Annotated in this window: 13 protein-coding genes; 2 read left to right on the top strand and 11 right to left on the bottom strand. The window is 75.8% G+C overall.

Annotated elements, in window-relative coordinates; genetic code table 11:
* Positions 1 to 10 precede the first annotated feature (10 nt).
* Positions 11 to 1,090 carry an enoyl-CoA hydratase/isomerase family protein gene (locus OG982_RS02665; RefSeq protein ID WP_266947847.1) on the top strand — a complete coding sequence of 360 codons (1,080 nt, stop codon included), beginning with the start codon at positions 11 to 13 and terminating at the stop codon, positions 1,088 to 1,090.
* Between the two features lie 17 nt (positions 1,091 to 1,107).
* Here OG982_RS02665 and OG982_RS02660 read toward each other — a convergent pair whose 3' ends face one another.
* Positions 1,108 to 3,792 (bottom strand): ATP-binding cassette domain-containing protein, encoded by a 2,685-nt coding sequence (locus tag OG982_RS02660; RefSeq protein WP_266790087.1) that lies wholly within the window; start codon positions 3,790 to 3,792, stop codon positions 1,108 to 1,110.
* Between the two features lie 95 nt (positions 3,793 to 3,887).
* Here OG982_RS02660 and OG982_RS02655 point away from each other — a divergent pair, with 95 nt between their 5' ends.
* Positions 3,888 to 4,670: a TetR/AcrR family transcriptional regulator gene (locus OG982_RS02655; protein WP_266790089.1), complete on the top strand. Its 783-nt coding sequence runs from the start codon at positions 3,888 to 3,890 to the stop codon at positions 4,668 to 4,670.
* Here OG982_RS02655 and OG982_RS02650 read toward each other — a convergent pair.
* The 10 genes from OG982_RS02650 to OG982_RS02600 all read right to left on the bottom strand — a co-directional run bounded on the left by OG982_RS02650 (position 4,661) and on the right by OG982_RS02600 (position 25,523).
* The gene (locus tag OG982_RS02650; protein ID WP_266790091.1) at positions 4,661 to 5,584 is read right to left on the bottom strand and encodes an SDR family oxidoreductase; all 924 of its coding nucleotides are present in this window, start codon (positions 5,582 to 5,584) and stop codon (positions 4,661 to 4,663) included. The two genes, OG982_RS02655 and OG982_RS02650, sit on opposite strands and share 10 nt — an antisense overlap.
* Before the next feature lie 9 nt (positions 5,585 to 5,593).
* Positions 5,594 to 6,862 carry an MFS transporter gene (locus OG982_RS02645; protein WP_266947845.1) on the bottom strand — a complete coding sequence of 423 codons (1,269 nt, stop codon included), beginning with the start codon at positions 6,860 to 6,862 and terminating at the stop codon, positions 5,594 to 5,596.
* Between the two features lie 25 nt (positions 6,863 to 6,887).
* Positions 6,888 to 8,090, bottom strand: coding sequence for an alkaline phosphatase family protein (locus OG982_RS02635; protein WP_323139219.1), 1,203 nt, complete (start codon positions 8,088 to 8,090; stop codon positions 6,888 to 6,890).
* A 160-nt stretch (positions 8,091 to 8,250) separates the two neighbouring features.
* Positions 8,251 to 9,228, bottom strand: a complete 978-nt coding sequence (locus OG982_RS02630) for a galactokinase (RefSeq protein WP_266947843.1) — start codon at positions 9,226 to 9,228, stop codon at positions 8,251 to 8,253.
* Positions 9,225 to 11,111: a class I SAM-dependent methyltransferase gene (locus OG982_RS02625; RefSeq protein ID WP_266947841.1), complete on the bottom strand. Its 1,887-nt coding sequence runs from the start codon at positions 11,109 to 11,111 to the stop codon at positions 9,225 to 9,227. The genes OG982_RS02630 and OG982_RS02625 overlap by 4 nt, the downstream gene beginning before the upstream one ends.
* Positions 11,108 to 12,322, bottom strand: a complete 1,215-nt coding sequence (locus tag OG982_RS02620; RefSeq protein ID WP_266790099.1) for a glycosyltransferase — start codon at positions 12,320 to 12,322, stop codon at positions 11,108 to 11,110. The genes OG982_RS02625 and OG982_RS02620 overlap by 4 nt, the downstream gene beginning before the upstream one ends.
* Positions 12,319 to 13,200, bottom strand: coding sequence for an alpha/beta fold hydrolase (locus OG982_RS02615; protein WP_266947839.1), 882 nt, complete (start codon positions 13,198 to 13,200; stop codon positions 12,319 to 12,321). Before OG982_RS02615 ends, OG982_RS02620 begins: the two co-directional genes overlap by 4 nt.
* Positions 13,201 to 13,206: 6 nt before the next feature.
* Entirely contained in the window at positions 13,207 to 13,554 is a 348-nt protein-coding gene (locus OG982_RS02610) for an acyl carrier protein (RefSeq protein WP_266947837.1), read from the bottom strand.
* Positions 13,541 to 18,235: a type I polyketide synthase gene (locus OG982_RS02605; protein WP_266947835.1), complete on the bottom strand. Its 4,695-nt coding sequence runs from the start codon at positions 18,233 to 18,235 to the stop codon at positions 13,541 to 13,543. Before OG982_RS02605 ends, OG982_RS02610 begins: the two co-directional genes overlap by 14 nt.
* Positions 18,228 to 25,523, bottom strand: a complete 7,296-nt coding sequence (locus tag OG982_RS02600; protein WP_266947834.1) for a type I polyketide synthase — start codon at positions 25,521 to 25,523, stop codon at positions 18,228 to 18,230. Before OG982_RS02600 ends, OG982_RS02605 begins: the two co-directional genes overlap by 8 nt.
* Positions 25,524 to 25,829: the final 306 nt, after the last annotated feature.

Here is a 25,829-nt window from a genome sequence, read left to right as displayed (position 1 = left end):
ACTGGCCGGTGTGAAGACCGACGATGCCGTCAACGACACGGTCCTGCTCGCCGCCGACGGACCCACGGCGGTGATCACCCTCAACCGTCCCAAGGCCCTCAACGCCCTCACCCACCCCATGGTGCTGCGGATCACCGAGGCCCTCACCGCCTGGCAGCACGACCCCGCCGTCACCCAGGTCCTGATCCGGGGCGCCGGTGAGCGCGGACTGTGCGCAGGCGGCGACATCCGGGCCATCCACGACGACGCGAAGGCCGGCACCAGCGCCTCCGCCGGCTTCTGGCGCGACGAGTACCGGCTCAACGCGCTGATCGCCCGCTACCCCAAGCCGTACGTCGCCCTCATGGACGGCATCGTGATGGGCGGCGGGGTCGGCCTCTCGGCCCACGGCAGCGTACGGATCGTCACCGAACGCTCCCGCGTCGCCATGCCGGAGACGGGCATCGGCTTCGTCCCCGACGTCGGCGGCACCCACCTGCTCGGACGCGCCCCCGGGGAGCTCGGCACCCACCTCGCGCTGACCGGAGCCGCGGTGGGCGCGGCCGACGCGCTGCTCTGCGACCTCGCCGACCACTTCGTCCCCGCCGGCCGGCTGGCGGACCTCACCGCCGAGCTGCTCGCCGGAGCGCCCGTACGCGAGGCGCTGCCGCGCCACACCGGCCGGCCCGAGCCCGGTGAACTGGCCGGGCGGCGCGCCTGGATCGACCGGTGCTACCCGGCCGACACCGTCGAGGAGATCGTGGAGCGGCTGCTCGGCGAGGGCGACGCCGGGGGCGAGGGCGGCCCGGCGGCGAAGGAGGCCGCCGAGACCATCCTGGCCAAGTCCCCGACCTCGCTCAAGGTCACCCTCGCCGCCGTGCGCCGGGCCCGCGAACTGGGCGACCTGGAGCGGGCGCTGGTCCAGGAGTACCGGGTCTCCTGCAACGCGCTGCGCTCGCCCGACCTCGTGGAGGGGATCCGGGCGCAGGTCATCGACAAGGACCGCACCCCCCGCTGGTCGCCGGCCACCCTGGCCGAGGTCACCGGCGAGGACGTGGCCCGGTTCTTCGCCCCGCTGGGGGAGGGCCGCGAACTGACCCCGGGGCCGTGACGCCCGACGCCCCTGCGCTACCGCGCGCCGACGTACGCGCGCAGGTGGCGGGCGGTCAGGGTGTCCGCCTCGGCCACCAGGGCCGCCGGAGTGCCCTCGAACACCACCTGGCCGCCGTCGTGGCCGCCGCCCGGGCCGATGTCGATCAACCAGTCGGCGTGCGCCATCACCGCCTGGTGGTGCTCGATGACGATCACCGAGTTCCCGTCGTCCACGAGCCGGTCCAGCAGCGCGAGCAGCTTGTCCACGTCGGCCATGTGCAGCCCGGTCGTCGGCTCGTCCAGGATGTACGTCGAGGACTTCTCCGCCATGTTGATGGCGAGCTTGAGGCGTTGCCGCTCACCGCCCGAGAGGGTGTTGAGCGGCTGCCCGAGCCGCAGGTAGCCCAGGCCCACATCGGCGAGCCGCCCCAGGATCGCCCCCGCCTGGCCGGTCGGGAAGAACTCCCGCGCCTCGGCGACCGGCATGTCCAGCACCTCGCTGATGTTCTTGCCGCGCAGCAGGTACGTGAGCACCTCGGGCGTGAACCGCTTGCCCTCGCACTCCTCGCAGACCGAGGCCACCCCGGCCATCATCGCCAGGTCCGTGTAGAGCAGCCCGAGGCCGTTGCACTTCGGGCAGGCACCCTCCGAGTTCGCGCTGAACAGAGCCGCCTTGACCCCGTTGGCCTTGGCGAAGGCGGTCCGGATCGGGTTCAGCAGCCCGGTGTACGTGGCCGGGTTGGAGCGGCGCGAACCGCGGATCGGCGACTGGTCGGCCACCACCACCCCGTCCCGCCCGGCCAGGTAGCCGTGGATCAGCGAGCTCTTGCCGGAGCCGGCCACGCCCGTCACCACGGTCAGCACCCCGAGGGGCACGTCCACGTTGACGTCCTTGAGGTTGTGCAGATCGGCGTCCTTCACCGAGAGCAGCCCGCGCGGGGTCCGCACCGACTCCCGAAGCCGCGCCCGGTGTTCGAGGTGGTTCCCGGTGAGGGTGCCCGACGCGCGCAGCCCCGCCACGTCCCCGCTGTAGCAGAGCTGCCCGCCGGCCGTGCCCGCGCCCGGCCCGAGGTCCACCACGTGGTCGGCGATCGCGATGACCTCCGGCTTGTGCTCCACGACCAGCACGGTGTTGCCCTTGTCGCGCAGCCGCAGCAGCAGGTCGTTCATGCGCTGGATGTCGTGCGGGTGCAGACCGGTCGTCGGCTCGTCGAAGACGTACGTGATGTCCGTGAGCGAGGAGCCGAGGTGGCGGACCATCTTGACGCGCTGCGCCTCGCCGCCGGACAGGGTCGCCGAGGGGCGGTCCAGGCTGAGGTAGCCGAGGCCGATCTCGACGAGGGAGTCCAGCAGGCCCCGTAGGCCGGCGAGCATCGGGGCCACGGCCGGGTCGTCGATCCGGCGGACGAACGCGGCGAGGTCGCTGATCTGCATGGCCGAGCACTCGGCGATGTTCATGCCGTCGATCCGCGAGGAGAGCGCGGCCGCCGAGAGCCGGGTGCCGCCGCAGTCGGGGCAGTCGGCGAAGACCACGGCCCGGTCCACGAAGGCCCGGATGTGGGACTGCATGGACTCGCGGTCCTTGGAGAGGTACGTCCGCTGGATCTTGGTGATCAGGCCCTCGTACGTGATGTTGGTGGAGCCGGACTTCACCTTCACGGCGGGCTTGTGCAGGAAGTCCGCCCACTCCTGCTCGGTGAAGTCCTTGAGCTTCGTGTCGGGCGAGTAGAAACCGGAGTTGGCCATCACCTGCCAGTACCAGGAGTCCACGGCGAAGCCCGGGGCGCTGATCGCGCCCTCGTTGAGGGAGAGTTCGCGGTCCACGAGCCGGTCCACGTCGATGTCGGAGACCTGGCCCACGCCCTCGCACCGGGGGCACATCCCCTCCGGGTTGTTGAAGCTGAAGGCGCTGGAGGTGCCGATGTGCGGGGCGCCGATGCGGCTGAAGACGATCCGCAGCATGGTGTAGGCGTCGGTGGCGGTGCCCACGGTGGAGCGGGAGTTGGTGCCCATCCGCTCCTGGTCGACCACGATGGCGGCGCTCAGGTTGTGCAGCCCGTCCACGTCCGGCCGGCCCAGGCTCGGCATGAACGACTGGACGAATGCGGTGTACGTCTCGTTGATCATGCGCTGTGATTCGGCGGCGATGGTGCCGAAGACGAGCGAGGACTTGCCGGAGCCGGAGACGCCGGTGAAGACGGTGAGGCGGCGCTTGGGGATGTCGAGGGAGACGCCGGCGAGGTTGTTCTCCCGGGCGCCGCGGACCTGGATGGCCTGGTGCGCGTCGGCGGCTCCGGCTCCGGCGGCGTTGGTGTCGGTGGCGTCGGTGTCGCCGGCGGCGCTGGTGCCGCCGACCCAGTCCACCAGCTGGATGACGACCCCGTTGGGGTCGGTGACCTGGAACAGGCGCTCGCCCCAGGGCTCCTCGCGGAGCCCCATCGTGATCGGGGCGCCCTCGGCGCGCAGGCGCTCGTACTCACCCGGCAGATCGGCCACGGTCAGGGCCAGGATCAGCCCCGCCGCGCGCTGGTCGCGGAAGTCCTCGGGCAGGACCTCGATGCCGCGCCGCAGGAAGATCACCTGCGGGCCCGAAGGGTGGGAGAGGGAGGCGAAGCCCTCGGCGGACATGGCTTCCTGGTAGCCGAAATGCCTGGCCAGGAAGGTGGCGGAGGCGGTGACGTCGTCAACGGTCAGGGATATCGCGGTGCTGGTGATCTGCACGGAACTCCTTGCTGGGCCGGTGTCTCGCGCTACATTGTACATAGTATTCTGTACGGCGTAGAAAGTTTATGGACGGGGCTGGGGAAGGGATCGGCATGGCGAAGGACCGGAGCGGGGCGGGCGACCCCGTCCGCACCCTGGAGCTGCTGTGGCGCGAGCCCGGCCAAGAGCCGCGGGGCGGCCGGCGCGGACCGCGCCAGGGGCTCACCGTCGACGCCGTCGTACGGGCCGCCATCGGGCTCGCCGACGAGGAGGGGCTCGCCGCGCTGACCATGCGGGCGCTGGCCCAGCGTCTCGGTGTCACCCCGATGACCGTGTACACGTACGTCCCCGGCAAGGCCGAGCTGCTCGACCTGATGCTCGACGAGGCCTACCGCACCATGGAGCGCCAGGCGGAGGCGGAGGCCGAGCCGGGGGAGCCGGGCGCGGGGGAGGCGTGGCGCGCGAAGGTCACGCGGGTCGCCGAGGAGAACCGCGCACTGCTGGTCCGGCACCCCTGGATCGCCGACCTCGCCGTCACCCGCCCCCCGCTGGGCCCCGGGGTGATCGGCAAGTACGAGCACGAGCTGGCGGCCTTCGACGGCATCGGCCTCACCGACACCGAGATGGACGCCGCCCTCACCCATCTCCTCGGCTTCGTCCACGCGGGCGCCCTGGCGGCCGCCGACACGGCGGCCCACAACGCACGCCAGAGCGACGAGGACTGGTGGGCCGTCAGCGCGCCGCTGCTGGAGCGGGCCATGGACCCGGAGCGCTACCCGCTCGCCGGCCGGGTCGGCTCGTCGGTGGGCGCGTACAGCCCCGACACGGTATGGGCCTTCGGGCTGCGCTGCGTCCTGGACGGCCTGGCCCGGCTGGTGGAGGAGGCTCAGCGGTAGCCGGTCGTGTCCGCCGGACGGCCCGGATCCTGGACCTCGACCATGTACCGCCACGCGTCCGGCCGGCTGCCGTCCAGGTCCGTGAAGCCGTAGACCCCGGAGAGCTGCCCGCTGGAGAGGGACTGCCCGTTCCAGCGCGACACGTCCGGGTCGGCGGCCAGCGCCGCGACCGCGCGGCCGACGTACGAGGGCGTCTCGGAGATGGCGAAGTGAGGGGACTTCTCCAGCGCGTCCCGCCAATTGGCCTCGGTCACCCGGTAGTTGTCGAGCATCATCTCCGAGCGCAGCCAGCCCGGCGTCAGGGCCACCGCCGTCCCCCCGCGCGGACCCAGTTCGTGTCCGAGCGCGAACGCCATCCGCAGCACGGACGACTTGGCGATGTCGTAGAAGAACGACACCCGGTAGTGGTCCGTGTTGTACGCCGTCGTGCCGTCCGTCATCTCCACCACCAGCCCGCCCGGCTCGCGCAGCAGCAGCGGCACCGCGTAGTGGCTGGTGATGGCATGGGTCTCGACCGCGAGCCGCAGCAGCCGCAGCCCGTTGTCCAGGTCGTGCTCCCAGACCGTGCTCTCCCACTCGAAGAGCTGCTCACCGCCCCAGATGTCGTTCACCAGGACGTGCAGCCGGCCCTGCTCCTCCTCGATGCGCCGCACCAGCGCCTCGACCTCCGCCGGCACCAGGTGGTCCGCGACCACCGCGATGCCGTGCCCGCCGGCCGCCGTGACCAGCTCGGCCGTCTCCTCGATCGTCTCCGGCCGGTCGTACTCCGACCGCCGCCCGCGCGTGCTGCGCCCCGATACGTACACGGTCGCGCCCCGCGCGCCCAGCTGGACCGCGATCCCGCGCCCCGCGCCCCGCGTCGCCCCCGCCACGAGGGCGACCTTGCCTTCGAGTGTCCGCTGTGGTTCGGCCATGCCCCGACGTTACGCCGCCCCCGGCGGCCGGGCGCGGAGATACGCCGGATGCCTCCAGGCGGCCACGGCCAGGGCCGCCAGGAGCCCGGCCGCCGCCGCCCACAGGGCCGGGGACGGGCCCCACAGCGTCCAGGCCGCGCCGAACAGCAGGGAGCCCGCGAACCGGGCCAGGGCCTGGGCGGTCTGCAGCACGGCGAGCCCCGTGGCGCGCAGGTCGGGCGGCAGCAACGGCCCGGCGGCGGCCATCAGCACCCCGTCGGTGGCCGCGTAGAACAGGCCGAGCAGGGCCGGCACCCCGACGGCGAGCAGCGGCCCGGCCGGCCAGGGCGCGAGGAGCAGCAGGCAGGCGCCGATCAGCGGCAGGTGCCCGGCGAGGAAGACCCGGTGCCGGCCCACCCGGTCGGCGAGCCGGCCGGCGGGCAGCGCGCCGAGCAGGAACACGGCCGCGGTGGCGACGGGCAGCAGCGGGAAGTACGCGGCCGGCAGGTCGAGCCGGCGCTGGAGCAGCAGGTAGAGGAAGGCGTCGCCGACCGTGAACACGCCCAGCAGCGCGGCGGTCAGGCACAGCCGCCGCAGGCCCGGGATCCGCAGCAGCGTGCGGAAAGCGGGCTGCGCGGGGCGGGTCGCGGCGACCGGCCCGGTCGCGGTCGCGGGGGCCTCCCGTACGAACAGGGCGAGCAGCACCACTCCCAGCACGGCGACGCAGAAGCTCACCGTGAACACGGCGTCGTAGCCGTCCACCGCCAGCCACAGCACCCCGAAGGCGGCCAGCGGCCCCAGCAGGGCGCCGGCCGTGTCCAGCGCGCGGTGCACCCCGAAGGCCCGGCCCTGTTCGCCGGGCGGGCAGGACAGCGAGATCAGCGCGTCGCGCGGGGCGGTCCGCAGGCCCTTCCCCGTCCGGTCGGCGGCCAGTACGGCGGCCACCGACCAGGGGGTGCTGACGGCGAGCAGGGCCGCCTTGCAGACGGCGGACAGGGCGTAGCCGGTGCCCGCGACGAGCTTGCGCCGCCGGGTGCGGTCGGCGATCCGGCCGCCGGCGAGGCGCAGCAGTGCGGTGGCGCCCTGGTGGAGCCCGTCCAGGGCGCCGAACGCGAGCGGGGACATCCCGAGCCCGACCATCAGGTAGAGCGGCAGGACGGCGGTGACCATCTCCGCGGAGACATCCGTGACCATGCTGACCAGGCCGAGCGCGAGCACGGTCCCGGGTACCGCCGAGCGGCGGCCGGGGGCGGGGAGGCCCTGGGCGGCGTCCGCCGCCCGGCTGGCGGACAGGTACACGGATGTCTCCCTGACTCGGAGGGGATCAGAACCAGTTGACGGTGAGCGCGAACGTGGTGGCGGCGCTCGCCCCCGTGGTGTCGGTGGCGGTGGCGACGATCTGGACGGTGCCGGTGGCCCAGGGTTTGCCGGTGATGCGGCCGGTGGCCGCGTCGACGGTCATGTTCCAGGGGAGGCCGGTGGCGGCGTAGCGGAGGGCGGGTTTGCCTCCGGTTGCGGTGAGCTGGATGGTGCAGGACTGGTTGAACTTGCAGGTCTGCGGGCCGGGGTTGGCGAGCTTCAGGTCACCGGGCGTCGGGGTCGGGGTGGGCGTGGGTGTCGGGGTGGGCGTGGGTGTGGGGGTCGGTGTCGTGCCCCCCTCGGTGAACACCTCGGTGATCGGCTGGACGTTGGCCGCGTTGCCCGCGTGCGTCGTGCCGAACAGGTCCTCGAAGGTGCGCAGCAGGTGGTGGTGGTTGAAGGCGGTGGCGTACTTGCCGGTCTTCACGTTCGCGCCGTAGAAGACGGTGGCGATCTGGTTGGAGCCCAGGTAGTTGTCCTCGTCCCAGGTCAGCACCAGCAGGCTGTTGTTGGCCTTCGCCCACTGCGCGTACGCGTCGATGTTGTTCTTCGTCCAGGTGTCACCGGTGTTCACCGAACAGGAGTGCATGTCGTTGCACTGGTTCGGGACGACGAACGACAGGTTCGGCAGCGCCGCGAAGTTGTTCTGCGGGAACTGCGCCCAGGTCTTCCCGGTGTTCAGTGGCACGTTCTTGAACGCGAACCACGGGTTGTGCTTCTGCGCGTACTGGCCGTTCGTGCACGCCGTGGACCCCTCGCCCGGCAGGTCCTCGTTGTACGTCGCGAAGCTCTTGCCGGCCGCGATCAGCTCCTGGCCGAGGTTCGGCGCGGTCATCGACTGCGGGGTGTAGCAGCCGTCTCCCGTGATGCCCTGGGTGCTGCCGGAGAACAGGTTGAAGTAGTTCGGCTGGCTCGGGTGGGTCAGCGCCTTCATGCCGGTCAGGCTCGCGCCGCCGTTCGCCAGCTGGTTGACGTACGGGGCGTTGGCGCTGCCGATGATCTCGCCGTACTGCTTGTTCTCGTAGACGACGACCACCACGTGGTCGTACGCCGGCAGCCCGGCGGCGGCGGTGGCCGTCGTGCGGGCGGCTCCCGGACTGCTCTCCGCGGCCTGGGAGTTGGCCACGGTGAAGGCGCCCAGCAGGCCGAGCGCGCCGAGTGCGGCCACGAGCGCGGACCTTCGGGTCCGGCGTCTCGCGGCAGCCGTTGGTGATGGCATGAGCGGTTCCCTCCTCGGGATGGGTGGTTCCTGGACCGGTGGTTCCTCGGGATCGGTGGTTCCTTGAGGGCGGCGGTTCCTTGCGGTCGGGGTTCCTGGAGGTCGGGGTTCATTCCTCCCGCCGGGCCGCGCCGGCCACGGCGATGTTCAGGAAGCGCGGCACGGGACGCCCGCGGTCGCGGAACTCCTCCGCGACCGCGGCCCGCACCGCCGCCAGACGTGCCTCGGGCAGCAGCACCAGCACGCTCCGCCCCGGCCCCTGCCCCGGCGGCCAGGCGCTCAGCGCCCCGGCCCGGCGGGCACACGCCACCGCCCGGGCCAGTTCCGCCGCCCGGTCGCCGGGATCGCCCCGGACGGCGAGCAGCACCAGCCGCGCCCCCGAAGCGGCCGGGTCGAAGGGCACGTGCCGCAGCCCGCTCCCGGAGCCGGTCAGCAGCGCCTCGCCCGGCCGGGCGAACAGCACCGCCCGGCGCAGCGCCTCGTCCCCGTCCGGCAGGGCCCGCGCCAGCAGCCGGGCCAGCCGTTCGCGGTCCGGGTCCTGGCCCGCCGGGGTGTGGACGTCGGCCACCGCGAGCGCCACCGCGCAGTCGGCGGGCTCCGCCGTGGCCAGCCCGGCGGCCGCCGTGAGGGAGCCCTGGAGGTGCAGGTCGGTGCCGCCGCGCCCGTATCCGGCCCGGGCCAGGGCGCGTAGCACGGCGTACGGCCGCACCGCCCAGGCCGGCGCGTCGGGCGCCGGCCCGGACGGGGTCAGCGGGAGATCGCAGCTGTCGGCGGGGTGCCCGAGGGAGCTGAGCCGCACCAGGCCGTCGGTGCGCGGCGCGGCGGCGGCCGCCACCGGCCAGCCGGCCGCCGCGACCAGCCCGGGGGAGCCCAGGTGGAAGGCGTACGGGGCGCTCCACACGGCGGCCGGGGGCCGGTCGTGCGCGGCCTCCAGGGCGTAGGCGACGAGCCGGAACAGCGGGTCGGCGGTGGCCCGGCGGGCGATGTCCTGAGCCCCGACGGCGACCCCTGCCCCGGTGGCGGCCTCTGCCCTGGCAGCGGCTCCCGCCCCTGCCCCGGCGGCTCCCGCCCCGGTGGTGGCCGTCACGGTCGTTCCCCGGTGGGGGTCAGGCGGGCCAGCATCCGGTACGCGTTCCCGCCGTCCGTGCGCCGGGCCGCGACGCTGCGCACCGCGTCGAGCGCCGCCGCGCCGGCGAAGGCGGGCAGCGCCAGCGCCCGTACGGCGACGGCCGCCGCGCGCTGCCGGGGCGTCGCCGGGTCGGCCCAGGGGCGGTCCGGGTCCGGGGCCAGCCGGGTGGCGGTCAGGGCCACCGCGCCGAAGAAGTCGTTGCCCTGGTGGGCCGGGCCGTGCTCCTCGGCCAGGACGGCGAACCCCCGGTCGGCCAGCGCCTCGCGCAGGTTCGCCGCCGGGATCAGGTGCTGGTGCTGCGGCTGGAACCAGGGCAACCAGGCAGGCCCCAGCAGCCGGGCCATCCGCGACTCCGGGTCGGGGAGCTCGATGGCCAGCAGCCCGCCGGGGGCGAGCACCGCCGCGGCCGTGTCCAGCTCGGCCAGCGGATCCCGGGTGTGCTCCAGGTAGTGGTACATGCTGACCACCTCGTAGCGGCCCGCCAGCTTGTCCGCGAACTCCGGGAACTGGCCCAGGAATCCGGCCTCCACCCAGCCGCGCCGCTCGGCCTCGCGGACGCCGTCGCCCATGTCCAGACCGTCGAACCGGGTGTGCGGCCACACGGCCCGCGCCGCGTTGCAGAAGTGGCCGTGCCCGGTGCCGACGTCCAGCCAGGAGCCGGGGCCGGCGGCGCCCGTGTACGGCCGGAGCATCTCGGCGCGGCCGCGGTACGCGGCGCCGAGCCGCCCGAAGACCGTGCCCGCGCCCTCGCCGCCGCGCCCGTCGTAGAAGTCCCGGTAGTAGAAGTCCAGCCCCTCCAGGGTCAGCCGGGGGTTCTGGAAGACGTGACGGCAGTCCGCGCACTGCTCCAGGGTGAACAGGCCGGGCTTGCCCTGGAGCAGGTCGGGCACCCGGACGCGGACCGCGAGCCGCTCCGAACCGCACCAGGGGCAGTCCGGCCGGCGCGGTTCGAGGAACCGGTCGGTGCCGGCGGCCAGATCGGCCCGGTACGCGGCGGCCCGCGCCGCGTCCGCCTCCTCGGCCCGCGCGGACGTACGGGTGCTCGCGGCGGCCGTACGGAGGGCAGCGCGCAGGGAGCGCACCGGCCGGGCGGCGGTCGCCCCGGCCAGATCGGCGGGGCGCAGCGGGGCGCCCGGCCCGCCCAGCGCGAGGTACGGCTGGAGCCAGTACAGGCCGGCCGCGGCCGCGCCCCACCGGCCCTGGCGCGCGGCGACCCCGGCCAGCATCGCGAGCCCGGCCAGCTGCGCGGCGGCCAGCGCCCCCGGCGGCAGCCCCTGTGCCCGCATCTCGGCCACCCGCACCGGCCCGGTCGGCTCGGCCGGGCGGCCCGCACTCAGCGCCGGGGCGACGGCCAGCCCCGTCGCGTCGGCCGCGTACTCCTTCAAACGCCGCACCAGCGCCAGGAGTTCCGCCGGATCCGGCCGCGGACCGCCCGGCTCCACCCCGGCGCGCGCCAACACCTCCTCGTCGACGAGCACGGCGTACCCGGCCCCGCGGCCCTCGCCGAGCCGGTCATGCCGGTACCCGGCGGGATCCACCAGGCGCAGCAGCCCCAGCGCCCGCTCGGCGGCGAGGTCCCCCGGCAGCAGGTCCACCACCCGCAGGCCCTCCCGCTCGGCGTGCGCGCAGGCGGCCAGGAACGTCGCGGCGTCGGGCTCGACCCCGCGCGCGGTCAGCAGCCGCCACCCGGCGGCGCGCGGCAGCCCGGCCGCGCCCGGCGGGGTGAGCGGCAGCACGGGGATCGCCCGCAGCCGACGGCGGGCGCGTACGGTACCCGCGCCGAGCGCGGCCAGCAGCAGCGCGGAGGTCCACCGGACCCCGTGGAAGGGGGGAGGTGTCATAGCAGCTTCTCCAACCGGTCGGCCGCGGCGGCGGCCCCGCCCGCCGCGGCGAAGGAGGCCTGGATACGCCGGGCGGCCCGGCGGGGGCCGGGATCGTCCAGCACGGCCGTGAGCGCGTCACGCAGTTCCTCGGCCCGGGTCCTGCCGAACCGCACCCGGACCCCGGCCCCCGCCTCGACGACCTGCCGCGCCACGATCGGCTGGTCGTCCCGGATCGGCGCGACCACCAGCGGCAGCCCGTACGCGAGTGCCTCGCAAACGGTGTTGTGCCCGCCGTGGCTGATCACCGCGTCCAGGTGCGCCAGCAGCTCCAGCTGCGGCACGCGGTCCTGGACCAGTACGTTCGCGGGCACGGCCCCGATCAGATCGGCGGGCGCCACCAAGACCAACTGGACGTCCTGGGCCAGCCGTTCGGCGGCGCCCAGCACCGCACCGTAGAACCGGGCGCCCGCCTCCTGGTTGAGGGTGCCCAGGGACACCAGGACGCGGCGCCGCTCCGGGTCCAGCCGGTGCCAGGGGAAGCCGGGCGCGGGCGGGCGCGCCCCGAAGGCGGGGCCGACAAAGGCGTAGTGGGGCGGGAACCGGTCGGCCGGGCCCACGAGTTCGGGCGTCGAGAAGACCAGCACCAGCCGCTCGGAGAACCGCGGATCCCAGCCCGCCTCCCGCTCCCCGCACGCGGAGAGGAACCCGGCGATCTGGCCGTCGACCCACTCCCCGACCTTGGGGAAGTCGGCGAAGGGCAGCGTCAGTTCTGCCGAGGTGGTGGCCGAGGTGGCCCAGGGGATCCCGAGCCGCCGCGCGACCACCGGCCCGGCCAGCGCCTGCTGGTCGGCGACCAGCAGATCCGGCGCGAAGGATCGGACCGCGTCCGTCACCCCCGGCACCATGTCCCGGGCCAGCGGCACCAATGCCTCCTCCCACAGGAAGCGCAGCGCCGCGACGCCGCGCAGATCGCGCCAGCGTTCGTGCAGCGCCGCGTACCCGCCGTCGGCGGCCGCGGCTGCCGCCTCTGGCCCGGCCTCTTGGCCGGCCCGGTCGCCGGCCTGTTCGCCGGCCGGCAGGATCCGGGCGTGCGGGGGCAGCAGCCGCGCCAGCGCCCCGGCCGGCCCGCACCAGGCGATCTCGTGGCCCCGGGAGGCCAGTTCGGCGCCCACCGCGACCGTCGGGTTGACGTGCCCCGCCAGCGGCGGGACCGTGAACAGCACCCTCATCGGACCAGCGCCCCCGCCTGCGCGGTCCGCGCCGTGGACGCGCCGGCCGTCGCGTCGAGGTGGGCGAGTACGGATTTGCGCAGGACGCCGCTGCTCTCCTTCAGGACGTCGTGACCCAGCCCCGGCAGGATCTCGATCACGGCGCGGGGTGCGTGGCGGGCCAGTTCCCGGGCCCCCGGCACCAGTTCGGAGTGCTCCCCGCACACGATCAGCGCCGGGCAGCGCAGCCGCTCGTAGTCCGCCGGGGTGAAGGGGCGGCTGGCGGCCATGTCGTCGATCAGACTGGTCCGGTTCAGCAGGCCGTCCGCGATCGCCGTCAGGTTCGCGGCCTTGCGCAGTCGCAGGGAGAGCAGCTCGGCCGGAACCGGGCTGTCCTCCAGGCTGAGGGCGGCGGCCGACAGCGTGTCCACCATGTTCTCCACCCAGGCCCCGCTGAGCGGCGGTTCGAGGAGGGTGAGCCCGGCGACCAGATCCGGGCGGGCGAGGGCGGCGTGCAGGGCGAGGGTCGCGCCGTGGCTGTTGCCGACCAGGTGGACGGGCCGGCGGGCCAGGCCGAGCGCGCCGAGCAGCGCCACGAGGTCCCGTACGGCGGTGCGGCTGTCGTAGCCGGTGGCCGGGCGCTCGGTGCGGCCGTGGCCGCGGAGGTCGTAGAGCACGGCCTCGTTCCCGGCGCGGGCCGCGGGCACGGCGAGGGGGCAGTAGAAGGAGGAGAGGTTGTCGACGACCAGGCCGTGCAGGAAGACCACCACGGGCAGGTCGGCCGCGGTTGCGGTGGCGGCCGTCTCGGCGGGGGCCGCTGCGGTGCCGGCGGCTTCGGTGGCGGCGGCCGGGAGCCGCTGGACGTGGAAGCGGAGGGAGTTGGCGAGGACGAAGGCCATGGCGGATCAGCCGGCCGTGTTCGAGGCGGTGGACGTGGACGTGGACGTGGACGTGGACGTGGCCGCGGCCGCCCCGGCGTGCGCGACCCGGCCGATGTGCGTGACGAGCTCGCCGACCGACATGGCGAGGATGGCGTCCATGTCCTTCTCGGCGAGGAAGCCCATGAGGTCCACACCGGCGCCGTAGCGCTCGTGCAGCGACTCGGCGAGTGCGACGAACTCGATGCTCTCCAGGGCGAGATCCTCGTTGAAGGTCGTCTGCATCGTGACCTCGTCCGAGAGGAGGAACTCGTCTCCGACGATCTCCACGAGCATGCCGGTGATCTCGGCGAGGATGCTGTCAGCGGTGGTCATGGCTGGTCTCCATGAGGGGGAAGGGGACGGGGGAGGCCGTCGCGGGGTGAGCGGTCCAGGCGACGACGTGGTCCTCGGGCAGGAGAGTCGTGCGGATCGGGTACGCGTTCCCGCCGTGCTGCTGCGGGGCCGTGACCCGCAGCCCGCCCGAGCCGGGGTCGTCGGACACGCGCCAGTCGCGGGGACGGCCGCCGAGGCCCGTGCCGTGCGCCTTCGCGGCGGCCTCCTTGGCGCACCACAGGGCGGTGAGCGCGGCGGGCAGCCCGGCGCCGTCGCGGGCGGTCAACTCCTCGGCCAGGCGCAGCTCCTGCGGTCCGAGAGCGATCCGGACCAGGGCGTCGGGATCGGTGGTTACCGCCTCCACGTCGATGCCGACGGGTCGGGTGGGGTGGGCGAGCGCGACCGCGAGCCGGTCCTTGTGGGCGATCGACAGCCGGACGCCGCCGGCGAGCGCGCCCTGGGCGATCGGCCGGCCCGTCGGGTCGTTGCCGACCGGGACCTCCGCCGGGAACACCGGCCCGGCGCCGCCGTCCCACAGGAGTTGCCGCAGCGCGTCCTTGGCGGCGATCCGGCCGAGCAGCCAGGGTGCGCGGGCGCGGGGCGCGAGCCGCTCGTAGGCCGTACGCTCTCGCGCACCCAGGTAGCGGCGCATCACCAGCTCCTGCGAGGCCGGGTCCGTCCAGCGGCGCCGGGCCAGGCACCAGCCGGCTGGCTGGGGTTCGCCGATGCCGCACACCTCGGGCGTGAACTTCATCGGCCAGACCCGCTCGTCGGCGCCGAACCGGCGGTACGTCCAGCCGTCGATCCGGGCCCAGACCCTGCCGGTGGCGTCGTCGGCGGCACACAGCTCCAGATCGCCGCGCACGGTGACGTCGCGTACCTCCCGGACGCGGGCGGTGACGGTGACCAGGGCTTGGGGGGCGGGTGGGGGCCCGTAGAACCGGATCCGGTCGACGGTGGCCGGGAACACCAGCCGGTCTACGGGGAGCCGGAGCTGCATCCAGTGCCCGAAGAGCTGCCCGGCGGCATCGAGGAGCGCGCCGGGGTCGGGGAGCGCACGGATGACGCCGACGATCCCGTCGGCGGCGACGGCCCGTACCTCGTGCACCCCGGCGAAGCGGGGGCCGTGGAACATCCACCGGTCGCGGTAGAGCCCGGCGGCGCTGACGGGGGCCGGGCCGGGATCACGCAGGGGAGTGCGGTCGCGGGGCGGCGCCTGCCCGTACCGCTCGCCGAACAGCACGACCACGGAGGCGTACTCCCCGAGCGTGACCCGGACCCGCCCGGGCCCGTCGACGCGCGTGGTGACGGGGACGTCGACGGCGGGCTCGACGGCGAGCCAGCGCAGCGCCCGGACGTCGTCGTACCCGGTGGCGCCGCCGCCGGGCGGGGCGCCGAGGTGGCGTCGGGCGGCGTCGGCCGCGAGTTCGAGCATGGTCGTCATCGGCACGACGGGGAACCAGTCGGACTCCTCGGGCCAGCCGTCGGGCTGCGCGTACACCCGGTGATCGCGTACGGAGGGCAGCGTGCGCAGCGAGAGCCGCAGCAGGTGGTTCATCCCCGTGGCCCTTCCCGCACCGTCAACCCCCCTGCCCACCGGGCCGTCCCGGCGCGCGGCCCCCGGAGCCCCGGGCGATCCCGCGACGCCGGGCGCCGACGCGTCGGTCCCGGGAGAGTCAGCCTCGCCGGCGTTTGAGGCGCGGGGGTCCGGGGGCGGAGCCCCCGGCAGCGGTGCGGTGGATGGAACGGGCGCCGGCCCGGGTCCCGGTGCGCGGGTGGCCGACCAGGCGTCGGTGACCGATCGCGCGGCCGTGCGGGTGTCGGAGAGGACGGCGTCCAGGGCGGACAGGAGGACCGGGCGGTCCGGGTCCGGGTTCCGGCCCGGGTCCGGCACCGGAGTCGGCTTGGGACGGGACAGGGGCGTGAGGGCCGCGGCGCCCAGGCGGATCAGGGGGGAGCCCAGGTCCAGGGGCATGGCCCGTGTCGCGGCGGGCGCCGGTCCGGCCGTGGGCGGTGGGCCGGCGGGGGGCGGTGGCGTGGGGTGGGGCCAGGTCGGGGTGTGGCCTTCGGCCCAGAGGGCGGCGCAGGCGCGGCGGAGCGCGGAGAGCCCCGGCAGGCGGGGCGAGGACGTGGACACCGCCAGGTGCGGGCGGTCCCGCAAGGTGTCCTCCACGAACCCCGGCAGGCTCCCCGGACCCAGCGTCACGAAACTCCGCACGCCCGCGTCCTCGTACAGCCGCAGCGTCAGCTCCCGGAACCGCACCGGCTCCAGCAGGTGCCGCTCCACCAGCTCCCGTACCTCCCCGGGCTCGGCGGGGAACTCCGCGCACGTCGTCGCCGACCACACCGCACGCGTGCTCGAAGCCAACGGGAGCCGGGCGAAGGCGCTTCGGACCTGCCCGAGGTACGGCTCCCACATCGGGGTGTGGAACCCCGACCGGAACGGCAGTACCTGCCCCAGCACTCCCTCGGCCCGCAGCCGCTCCAGCACCGCCGAAACCCCGGCAGGGGCCCCGCACACCACCGACTGGTGCGGGCAGTTGTCGTGGCTGACCACCACTCCCTCCACCCCGTGCAGCGCGGCCTCGGCGCGAGCCGCCCCGCAGCCCAGCGCCGCGTACACGAGGTCCGGAACCTTCAGCGACCCCGGCCGCAGCGAGTCCAGGAAGGCGTCCGCAGCGTCCCGCGGATACATCCCGCCGGCCACCATCGCAGCCCACTCGCCCAGGCTGTGCCCCGCCAGCACATCGGCCTCGATGCCCAGCGCCGGCAGGGCCCGCGCGAAGAACCGGCCCGTCGCGATCGCGTCGAGCGCCCGCTCCATGAGCTCCGTACCCCGGGTGAGTCGGGGCCGCTCCAGTCCCAGCAGGTCCGCGACGTCGTCCAGCGCCGGCGAGAACTCCGGCTCCAGGCCGGGGAACAGGAACGCCGTCCGCCCGCCCAGCGGCTCGGGCGCGAACCACACGTCCCCGCGCCCGCGCCAGGCCCGCCCCCGCGCCAGCACCTTCGCGGCGAGCGCGAGCCGCTGCGGTGTCGGCCCGACCACCGCCAGCCGGCACGGCCCGTCGCCCACCGACGCGGAGCGCCCCGCCAGCAGGGCCGCCAGCTCCGCCGGGCCGTCCGCCCCGAGCAGCAGTACGTCGTCCCCTCCGCCCGGCCCCACCACCGGCTCGGCGGAGGATCCCAGCGGCAGGAACCGGCGTACGGGAGGGGCCGGGAAGGCGGGCGCGGCGGCGCCCGGGGCCTCCTCCAGCACCGCGTGCGCGTTGATCCCGCCGAAGCCGAACGCGTTGACTCCCGCCCGGCGCGGCTCGGATCCCCGCTCCCACGGCTCCGCCGCCGTCACCGGACGCATCCGGGTGCGGGCCAGGTCCGCGTGCGGTTCCTCCAGGTGCAGCGTCGGCGGCAGCACCCCCTCGTACACCGCGAGCGCGGCCTTGATCAGCCCGGCCATGCCGGAGGCCTGCATGGTGTGCCCGAGCATCGACTTGACCGAGCCGAAGCCGATCCCGGGCCGCCCCGCGGCATCCGGCGGCCCGAACACCTGGGCCAGCGTGTCGAGTTCGGCCGCGTCCCCGACCGGGGTGCCCGTGCCGTGCGCCTCCAGCAGCCCCAGCGCCCCGGGCGCGCGCGGATCCAGCCCGGCCTCCCGCCAGGCCCGCTCCAGCGCCCGCACCTGACCGGCGACGAGCGGGCTCATCAGGCTCGCCGCCCGGCCGTCCCCGGCCACACCGGTGCCCCGGATCACGGCGTAGATCCGGTCACCGTCCCGCTCCGCGTCCGCCAGCCGCTTCAGCAGCACCACCCCGGTGCCCTCGGAGAGCAGGGTGCCGTCGGCCCGCCGGTCGAACGGCCGGATCCGCTCGCTCGGGCTCAGCGCCCGCAGCTGCGTGAACACGCTCCACAGCGTGGCGATGTGGCAGTGGTGCACCGCCCCCGCGACCACCGCGTCGCACCGCCCGCCCGCCAGCAGCCCCACCGCCTGGTCCACGGCCAGCAGCGAGGAGGCGCAGGCCGCGTCCAGCGTGTACGCGGGGCCGCGGAAGTCCAGCCGGTTCGCCGTCCGCGCGGCGGTGAAACTCGGCACCAGCCCGATCGAGGCGTCCGGCCGTTCCGGACCCAGCGCCTCCTGGAACGCGGTACGCACCTGCGCGATCCGCCGCTCACCGAGCTCCGGCGCCACCTCGCGCAGCGTCTGCTCCAACTGGTGTGCCGTACGCACCCGTTGGTCGAGCCGGGCGGTCGCCACGCCCATGAACCCGCCGCGCCCCAGCACCACCCCGATCCGGGAGCGGTCGGCCGGCAGCCGGTCCTCGCCGCCCGCGTCGGCGATCGCCTCGGCCGTCGCGTGCAGCGCCAGCATCTGGTCCGGCTCGGCACCCTCCACAGTGGCCGGCATGATCCCGAACCGGGTCGGGTCGAAGACGGCCAGGCCGTCGACGAAGCCGCCGCGCCGGCAGTAGAACCGGTCGCCGCGCGCCGGGCCGGTGGCGCCGGCCGGGTCGTAGTACACCTCCGGATCCCAGCGCCCGGGCGGGACGTCGCCGATGGAGTCCGTCCCGGCGAGCAGATTGCGGCGGTACGCCGCCAGGTCGGCGGCGCCGGGGAACACCGCGCCCATCCCGACGATCGCGGCGTCACCCGGCCGCGGGCCGCGCCGGCTCCGGCCTCGCTCACTCATCGCCGTCGCCTTCCTGCGCCATCAGGACCACCTGTACGTCGGTGCCGTGCGCGAGTTCCGCGAGGAACGCGGCCGTACCCGCCTCGGGTCCGATCAGCGGGACACCGCGCCGGGCGTACGCGCGCTCCAGCTCGGGGGTGACCATGCCGCCCGCCTCGGCGGCCCAGGGGCCCCAGTCCAGGGAGAGCACCTGGCCGGGGAAGGACTCCGCCCAGGTGAGGGCGAGGCCGTCGAGGGCGTCGTTGGCGGCGGCGTAGTCGGTCTGGCCCCGGTTGCCGTAGACGCCGGCGACGCTGGCGAACAGGGCCAGGAACGCGGGGGCGGGGGCGGCGCCGTGCTCGGCGGCCGCGGCCGCGAGGTGGCGGGCGCCGGCCACCTTGGTGGTGAACACCTCGGCGAACGCGGCCGGTTCCTTGTCGCGCAGCAGCCCGTCGCGCAGGGTCCCGGCGCCGTGCACGATGCCGTCGAGCCGGCCGTGCCGGGCCCGTACGTCGGCCACGACGGCCCGTACGGCCGTCTCGTCCGTGACGTCGGCGCGGTGGTAGTGGACGGAGGCGGCCGTACGGGCCAGGGCGGCGAGGGTGGCCCGTACCTCGCGCCCGGCGAGCACGCGGGAGGCGGCGGCCTCGATCTCGGCCGGGGTGCGCAGGCCGTGCGCGATGAGCGCGGCGCGCAGTGCGACCAGGTCCTGGGCCTGGGCGAACTCGTCCTCCCCGGCGTCGGGCAGGGGCGTACGGCCGATCAGCTCGACGTGGCATCCGGTGGCCCGGGCGAGCGCGAGGGCGGTCCGGGCGGTGATGCCGCGGGCGCCGCCGGTGAGCAGCACGACGGAGTCGGGGCCGAGGGGCGGGGTCCCGCCGGGGGCGGTGGGGAGCGCCGCGGGCACGGGGCGGCGGGTGACCCGTACCCCCTCGGAGGTGTACCCGACGGAGGCCGGCCCCTCCTCGGCGTCGGAACTCAGCTCGGCGATCAGCCGGAGCGCGGTCTGGCGGGGATCCTCCTTCGGATCGATGTCCACGGCACGGACGAGGGCGCCGGGGAACTCCAGGGCGGCGCTGCGAGCGAAGCCGTGCAGTCCGGTCCCGGGTGTTGACCCGAGGAGCAGCCGCGGCACGCCGCCGATGAGGGCGCGCTTGAGCCCTGCGAACGCGCCGGGCAGCCCGCTGCCGTGGCCGCCCCGAAGCGCGGAGAGATCAACGATCCCGTCGAGCCCGGCGCCGGCATCGGCGCCTGCGTTGCCGTCGCCGTCGACCCCGACCACCTGGGCCCAGGATCCGACCCGAACCCCGGCCCCTGCTTGGGCTTCGGCCCCGGCGGCCGCGTCGGTGCCGGTGTCGGTGTCGGCGTCCGGTCCCGTGACCGGGATCGGTTCGGCTCCGAGTTCCCGCAAGGCCAGGCTGAGGGCGAGGGCGATGCCTTGGCCGTCCTCGACGACCCCGATCCGCAGACCGCGCAGGCGGCCGGGATCCCCGGTGGCCGGGCCGAGCGGGACGGTGTCCACCCGCCACCGCCGGACCCGGGCGGGTTCGACGACCGGGTCCGCCGGTTCACCGGCACCGGGCCCCTCGGCGGGCGTGCCCGCAGGGCCTTCGGTCTCGGCGGCGGCATGGGTGGTGACCCATTCGACGATGCCGCGCAGGGTCTTGATCCGGGAAAGCTCCTCGACGGCCGACTCGGCCGAGCCGCCGGGGTCCTGGGGGAGGCCGATCCGGTCGGCCAGCGCGCCGATGATCTCGACCCGCTTGATGGAGTCGATGGACAGGTCCGCCTCCAGGTCCAGCTCGGGGTCGAGCATGTCCGGCGGGTACCCGGTCCGGGTCTGGACGATCTCCACGACCACGTCCATCACCTCCTCGGCGGACGAGGCGGACACGGCGGCCGCGGCAGAGGCGCCGGGTACGGCCGCACCGCCCGACACGCTGTCGTCGCCCCGCTGTGTCGGTCCCGCCCCGTTCGGTGAGGAGCCGGTGGCCCGGTCCGCCGACTCCGTGCGGTCCGGGGCCCCGTGGCCGCCGGGCATTGCGGTGACCGCGGCCTCCGGCCACGCTCCGGGTCCGGCACCCGGATCCTCCGCTGCGGGGTCCGAGCCCGCCGGGCTCCAGCCGTTGGCCCACGCCGTGGCCGCGCGGTGCTCCGGTTCGGCGAAGACGGCGGGCACGGCGGCAGCGGCCTCGGGCCGGGGCGGCGGCGCCGGAGCCGGGACCGTGCCCAAGTAGCTCAGCAGTACGTCCCGTTGCGCCTCGACCAGCGCCCGCGAGCCCCGCAGGTACTCCAGCACCGCCTCCTCACGCCGGTCGGCGACGTACGGCGCGCCCCCGCGCGGCAACCCGCCGCCCTCGGCCCCGCCGGCGCCCGCCGAGGCCGGAGCCACCCGGGAGGAACCCTCCGAAGGCCCCGCCCCCTCACGGCCGGCTCCCGCCGCCGGGGCCGGGGTGGCCCAAGGGGAGATGTCCGGCGTCGGCCCACCGGCGCGCTGCGCCGCCGTCGCGGGTGTCCAGGGGGAGGCCCCCTGCGGCAGCCCCGCAGCCACCGCCGGAGTCACCCGGCGGGCCGGTTGGAGGCCGCCCCGGATGGGGGTGCCCGAGGCGTCGCGGATCAGGTGGCCGTCCACCAGCCAGCCCGGCCGGCGCGGGGCGCGGTCCGGAAGCGGGGTCGCGCGGCCGCGGAACAGGGGTTCCGGGGAGACCGGGACACCGGCCGCCGCCAGTTCCGCCAGCGCCGTGACCAGCCGGACCAGGCCGTGCTCGCCCGGTACGTCCAGCGGGATCACCGAGTGCGGCCGTTCGCCCAGGATGCGGGACACGAGCCCTGACAGCACCCGCCCGGGCCCCGCTTCCACGAACGTGCGGACGCCGGCCGCGTACATGGCCTCCACCTGGTCCACGAACCGGACCGGCTTCGCGAGCTGCCCGGACAGGGTTTCTCGTACGGCATCGGCACCGGCCGGATACGGCTCGGCCGTGGTGTTCGACCAGACCGGGACGGCAGCGTCGGCCACCGTCGTCCCGGCCAGCTCCTCGGCGAGCGCGGACGCCGCCCCCGCCACCACCGGGCTGTGGAACGCGCACGCCACCGGCAGGAGTTCGGCCGACAGCCCCGCCGCCCGCAGTCCGGCGACCGCCGAGGACACCGCCTCCGTCGGCCCCGAGACCACGCACTGCCGGGGTGCGTTGTGGTTCGCCACCACGCACCCGGCCCGCTCCGCGATCTCCCGGACCTCCTCCGGCGCGGCCGACACCGCCGCCATCGCCCCAGGATCGTCTCCGGCCGCAGCCAGGATCGCCTCGGCCCGGCGCGCGCTCAGCCGCAACAGGCTCGCGGTGTCGTACACCCCGGCCGACCACAGCGCCGTCAGCTCCCCGTACGAATGCCCCGCCACGCAGTCCGGCCGTACCCCGAGCCGCCCCAGCAGCAGGTGCGCCGCCGCCCCCGCCAGCCCCAGCGCCGGCTGCGCCACCCGGGTGTCGGTGACGGCCGCCCGTTGCGCGGCCCGCGCCCCGGCCGAGAACGCCCCCGGCGGGAACATCGCCGAGACGACCGGCCCCGGCGCGCCGTCCAGCAGCTCCCGCAGAGCGGGGAAAGCCGTGAACAACTCACCCAGCATCCCCACCCGTTGGCTGCCCTGCCCCGGGAACAGGAACGCCACCCGGCCGGGATCCGCGGACTCCTCCCGTACGTGGACCCCCTCGCCCGCCGCGAACGCCCGGGCCCGCTCCAGCCGGGCCGCCAGCTCGTCCAGGTCGGCGGCGACGACCGCCACCCGTACCGGCGCCGTGCCGGAACCGCCGCCGGACGCGACCTCCGCCGCCAGGTCCCGCAGCGCCCACGGCCGCCCGGCCGTGTCGTTCTGCTCCAGCCGCGCCGCCAGCCGCGCCATCGCCCGGCCAGCCGCCCGCCGGTCCTCGCCCCGGAAGCAGAACAGCTCGGCCGGCCACTCCTCCCACCCGTGTCCGGGCTCGGCCGCGCCCGCGTAACCGGCCAGCACCGCGTGGTAGTTGGTGCCACCGAACCCGAAGGCGCTCACGCCCGCGAACCGGCGCTCGACCGGTACCGCCCACGGCCGGGCCACGGCGTCGAAGACGAAGGGGCTGGTGTCCGCCCGCCAGGCCGGGTTCGGGGTGTCGATGTGCAGGGTCGGCGGCCGCACCCCCGCGTGCACCGCCCGGGCCGCCTTGATCAGGCCGGCCAGCCCGGCCGCGCACTTGGTGTGCCCGAGCTGGGATTTCACCGAGCCCAGCGCGCAGGAGCCGACGGCCGCGCCGGAGGCGGTGAACAGCTCGCTCAGCACGGCCAGTTCGGTGCTGTCGCCGACGACCGTGCCCGTGCCGTGCGCCTCGACCAGGCCGACCTCGCCGGGGGAGACGCCCGCCCGCGCGTAGGCCCGCTCCAGCGCCCGCCGCTGCCCCTCCGGCCGGGGCGCCGTCAGTCCGAGGGACCGGCCGTCGCTCGCCGCGCCGACCGCCTTGATCAGGGCGTACACCCGGTCGCCGTCCCGCTCCGCGTCCGCCAGCCGCTTCAGGGCCAGCACGCCCACGCCCTCGCCGAGCGCGATCCCGTCGGCGGCGGCGTCGAAGGGCCGGCAGCGCCCGGTGGGGGACAGGGCGCGCACCGAGGCGAACAGCAGGTAGTCGTTGATCCCGTTGTGTACGTCTGCGCCCCCGCACAGCACCATGTCGCTGTCCCCGTCGCGCAGTTGGCGGCAGGCCAGGTCCAGCGCCGCGAGCGAGGAGGCGCAGGCCGCGTCGACCGTGCAGTTCGCGCCCCCGAGGTCCAGCCGGTTCGCGACCCGGCCCGCGATCACGTTGGCGAGGACGCCGGGGAAGGAGTCCTCCGTGAGCCGGGGCAGCTGCTCGTCCAGGTCCTTGGGCAGTTCGCCCAGATAGGCCGGGTGCAGGGCGCGCAGCCCGTACGCGCCCGCCAGCTCGGTGCCGGCCTCCGCGCCGAAGACCACGGAGGTGCGGGAGCGGTCGAACTCCCGGTCCTTGCCGTAGCCCGCGTCCGCCAGGGCCCGCGCCGAGGTCTCCAGCGCCAGCAGCTGTACCGGCTCGATGCCGGCCAGGGAAGCGGGCGGGATGCCGTGCGCGAGCGCGTCGAAGGGCATCGGGTCGAGGAACCCGCCCCAGCGCGACGGCGTGCGCTCGCCGGCCCTGGCCGGGTCGGCGTCGTAGTAGAGCGCCGGGTCCCACCGCTCGGCCGGGACCTCGGTCACGGCGTCCGCCCCGGACAGGATCCGGGCCCAGTACGCGGCGAGGTCGGGGGCGCCCGGGTAGGCGCAGGCCATGCCGACGATGGCGATGTCCAACGGGTCGGCCGCCGCGTCGCCGCCGTCCTCGGCGACGTCCGGGCTCGCGAGTTCCGCGGCGCGCCGGTCCAGCAGCTCCGTGGCGCCCTCGGTGACCTGGGCGTGCAGGGCGGTGATCGTCGTGGTCCGCGTCCGCAGGGTGGCGGCCTGCCCGAGCATGAACAGGCCGTCGTCGTATTGCTGTTGGCCGTCCACGGCGTCCAGCGATCCCGAAGGGCCGCGCCGCAGGCCCTTGCTGGCGATCCGCAGCCGCCCCAGGTTGAGCCGCTCCAGCTCCTCCCACATCTGGCGCGGCTCGGTCCCGCTCTCCGCGAGCCGCCGCCTCGTGGCCTCGAAGGTCTTGGCGTACGGGGTGTCCGCGCACCGGGTGGCATGCCCCGGCGCGGTCTGCAGCAGGACGGTGTCCGCGCAGTCCACCGCCGCCCGCTGGAACCCGGGCAGCACCGCTCCGGCCGCCACCGCCTCCTGGGTGAACAGGTAGGCCGTGCCCATCAGTACGCCGATCCGCGCGCCCCGCTCGGCCAGCGGGCCCGCCGCCGCGACCGCCATCGCCGCCGAGCGCTCGTCGTGGATGCCGCCGGCGAACAGCACGTCCAGCGCGCCCGGATCGGGACAGGCCAGCAGCCGCTCGATCTGCTCCTCCCACAGCGGGAACGAGGCGCGCGGCCCGACGTGGCCCCCGCACTCCAGCCCCTCGAACACGAACCGCCGCGCCCCCTCGGCGAGGTAGCGCTCCAGCAGCCCCGGCGAGGGCACGTGCAGGTGGGTCAGGGTTCCGGCGGCCTCCAGCGGCGCCGCCTGCGCCGGGGTGCCGCCCGCGATGATCGCGTACGGCGGACGCACCTCGGCCACGGCCGCCAGCTGCTCCCGGCGCAGTTCCGGCGGGGCGAAGCCGAGCAGGCCCACGCCCCAGGGGCGGTCCCCGAGCCGCTCGGCGGTTTCGGCCAGCAGCGCTCGGACGTCCGGGCCCTCCATCACCGCGAGGGCCAGGTACGGGACCCCGCCCGCGGCGGCGACGGCCTCGGCGAAGGCCGCCTGGTCGCTCACCCGGGTCATCGGCCCCTGGGCCACGGGGCGCGGCCGGGTGAGGGGGCGGGCGGCGACCGCCGCCTCCAGGTGCCCGGTGATGGCGGCCCGGACGGCCTGGAGCACCCCGCCCGTGGTGCGGTGGCGCGCGGCGAGCCGGGCCGCCGAGGCCCCGTCCTGCCCCACGGGCAGCAGCTGGGCGCGCAGGTCCCGGGCTCCGAGGAGGGCCGCGACCGGGCCGTCCGGCGGGGTCAGGTCGGGTCGGGCGAACACCCGGTGCCCGTCGGTCAGCCGGGTCTCGGAGCCGTCCATCGCCCGCAGCGCCGCCGCGACTTCGGCCGGCAGGCCGGCCTCCCCCTCCGCGGTCAGGGCCAGTTGTACGTCGACCAGCACCCCGGCGGCTCCGCCGGCGACGGCCGCCGCCGCCGTATGGAGCCCGATCCCGCCGCAGGCGAGCACGGGCACCCCGACGCCGGGGCCGGCCAGGAGCTGCTGGAGGAGGACGAAGGTGGTGGCCTCGCCCACCCGGCCCCCGGCCTCGTGGCCCTTGGCGACGACCGCCCCGGCCCCGGCCGCCACCGCTGCCAGGGCCTGCTCCCGGCCGGTGGCCTCGGCCCAGACCCGGGGTCGTCCGGCGGCGGCCGCCCAGGCGGCGACCCGCTGCGGGGTGTGCTCCCCGGGGTCGGCCAGCAGCACCGTGTCCACCTCGGCCGGCAGCCCGGCCGGCCCGATCGGGCAGCCCGCCGGGATCCGCACCCCGTAGCGGTGGCCGCCGCCGAGCCGCCGGGCGAGCTCCGCGAAGGCGGCCCGGGCGGCGGCGGGGTCCCTGCCGAGGTCGAGCAGCCCGAGGGCGCCCGCCCGCTCGGCGGCGGTCACGATCCGGGGATGCGGCTCCTCGAACGGGCTGACCGCGACGACCAGGTCGCGGGTGGGGGCGGATCGCGGGGGGTGGGGGGTCACGGGCGCTCCTCTTTCCGGTGCTGTGTGACATGTCGCAGTGCGGGATGACACACCCCCGGACCACCGGGGGCCGTGCGAGGGACTGCGTGGGGTGCGCGGGGCTCGGGCGATGCGGCGTTCGGCCGGGCGACCCGCCGTCGGCAGGGCGGGCTTGAACGGTGGTCAACTTCCCTGGCGCCGGGATGCATCGTGCGGTGACCTTCTTGCACTGTCAACGGGCATGCGGAGTACGGTATTTCGCGTAGGGTGCGTCCTCGCCAATCCGGCGCGCACCCCCGCCGGGCCGGTTGGCCTGCGGCGACACCG

This window comes from Streptomyces sp. NBC_01551 (assembly GCF_026339935.1).
In the GTDB taxonomy this organism is placed as follows: Bacteria; Actinomycetota; Actinomycetes; order Streptomycetales; family Streptomycetaceae; genus Streptomyces.
The sequence above is the reverse complement of the archived record's forward strand: the minus strand, read 5'-3'. Positions and strand labels throughout refer to the sequence as shown.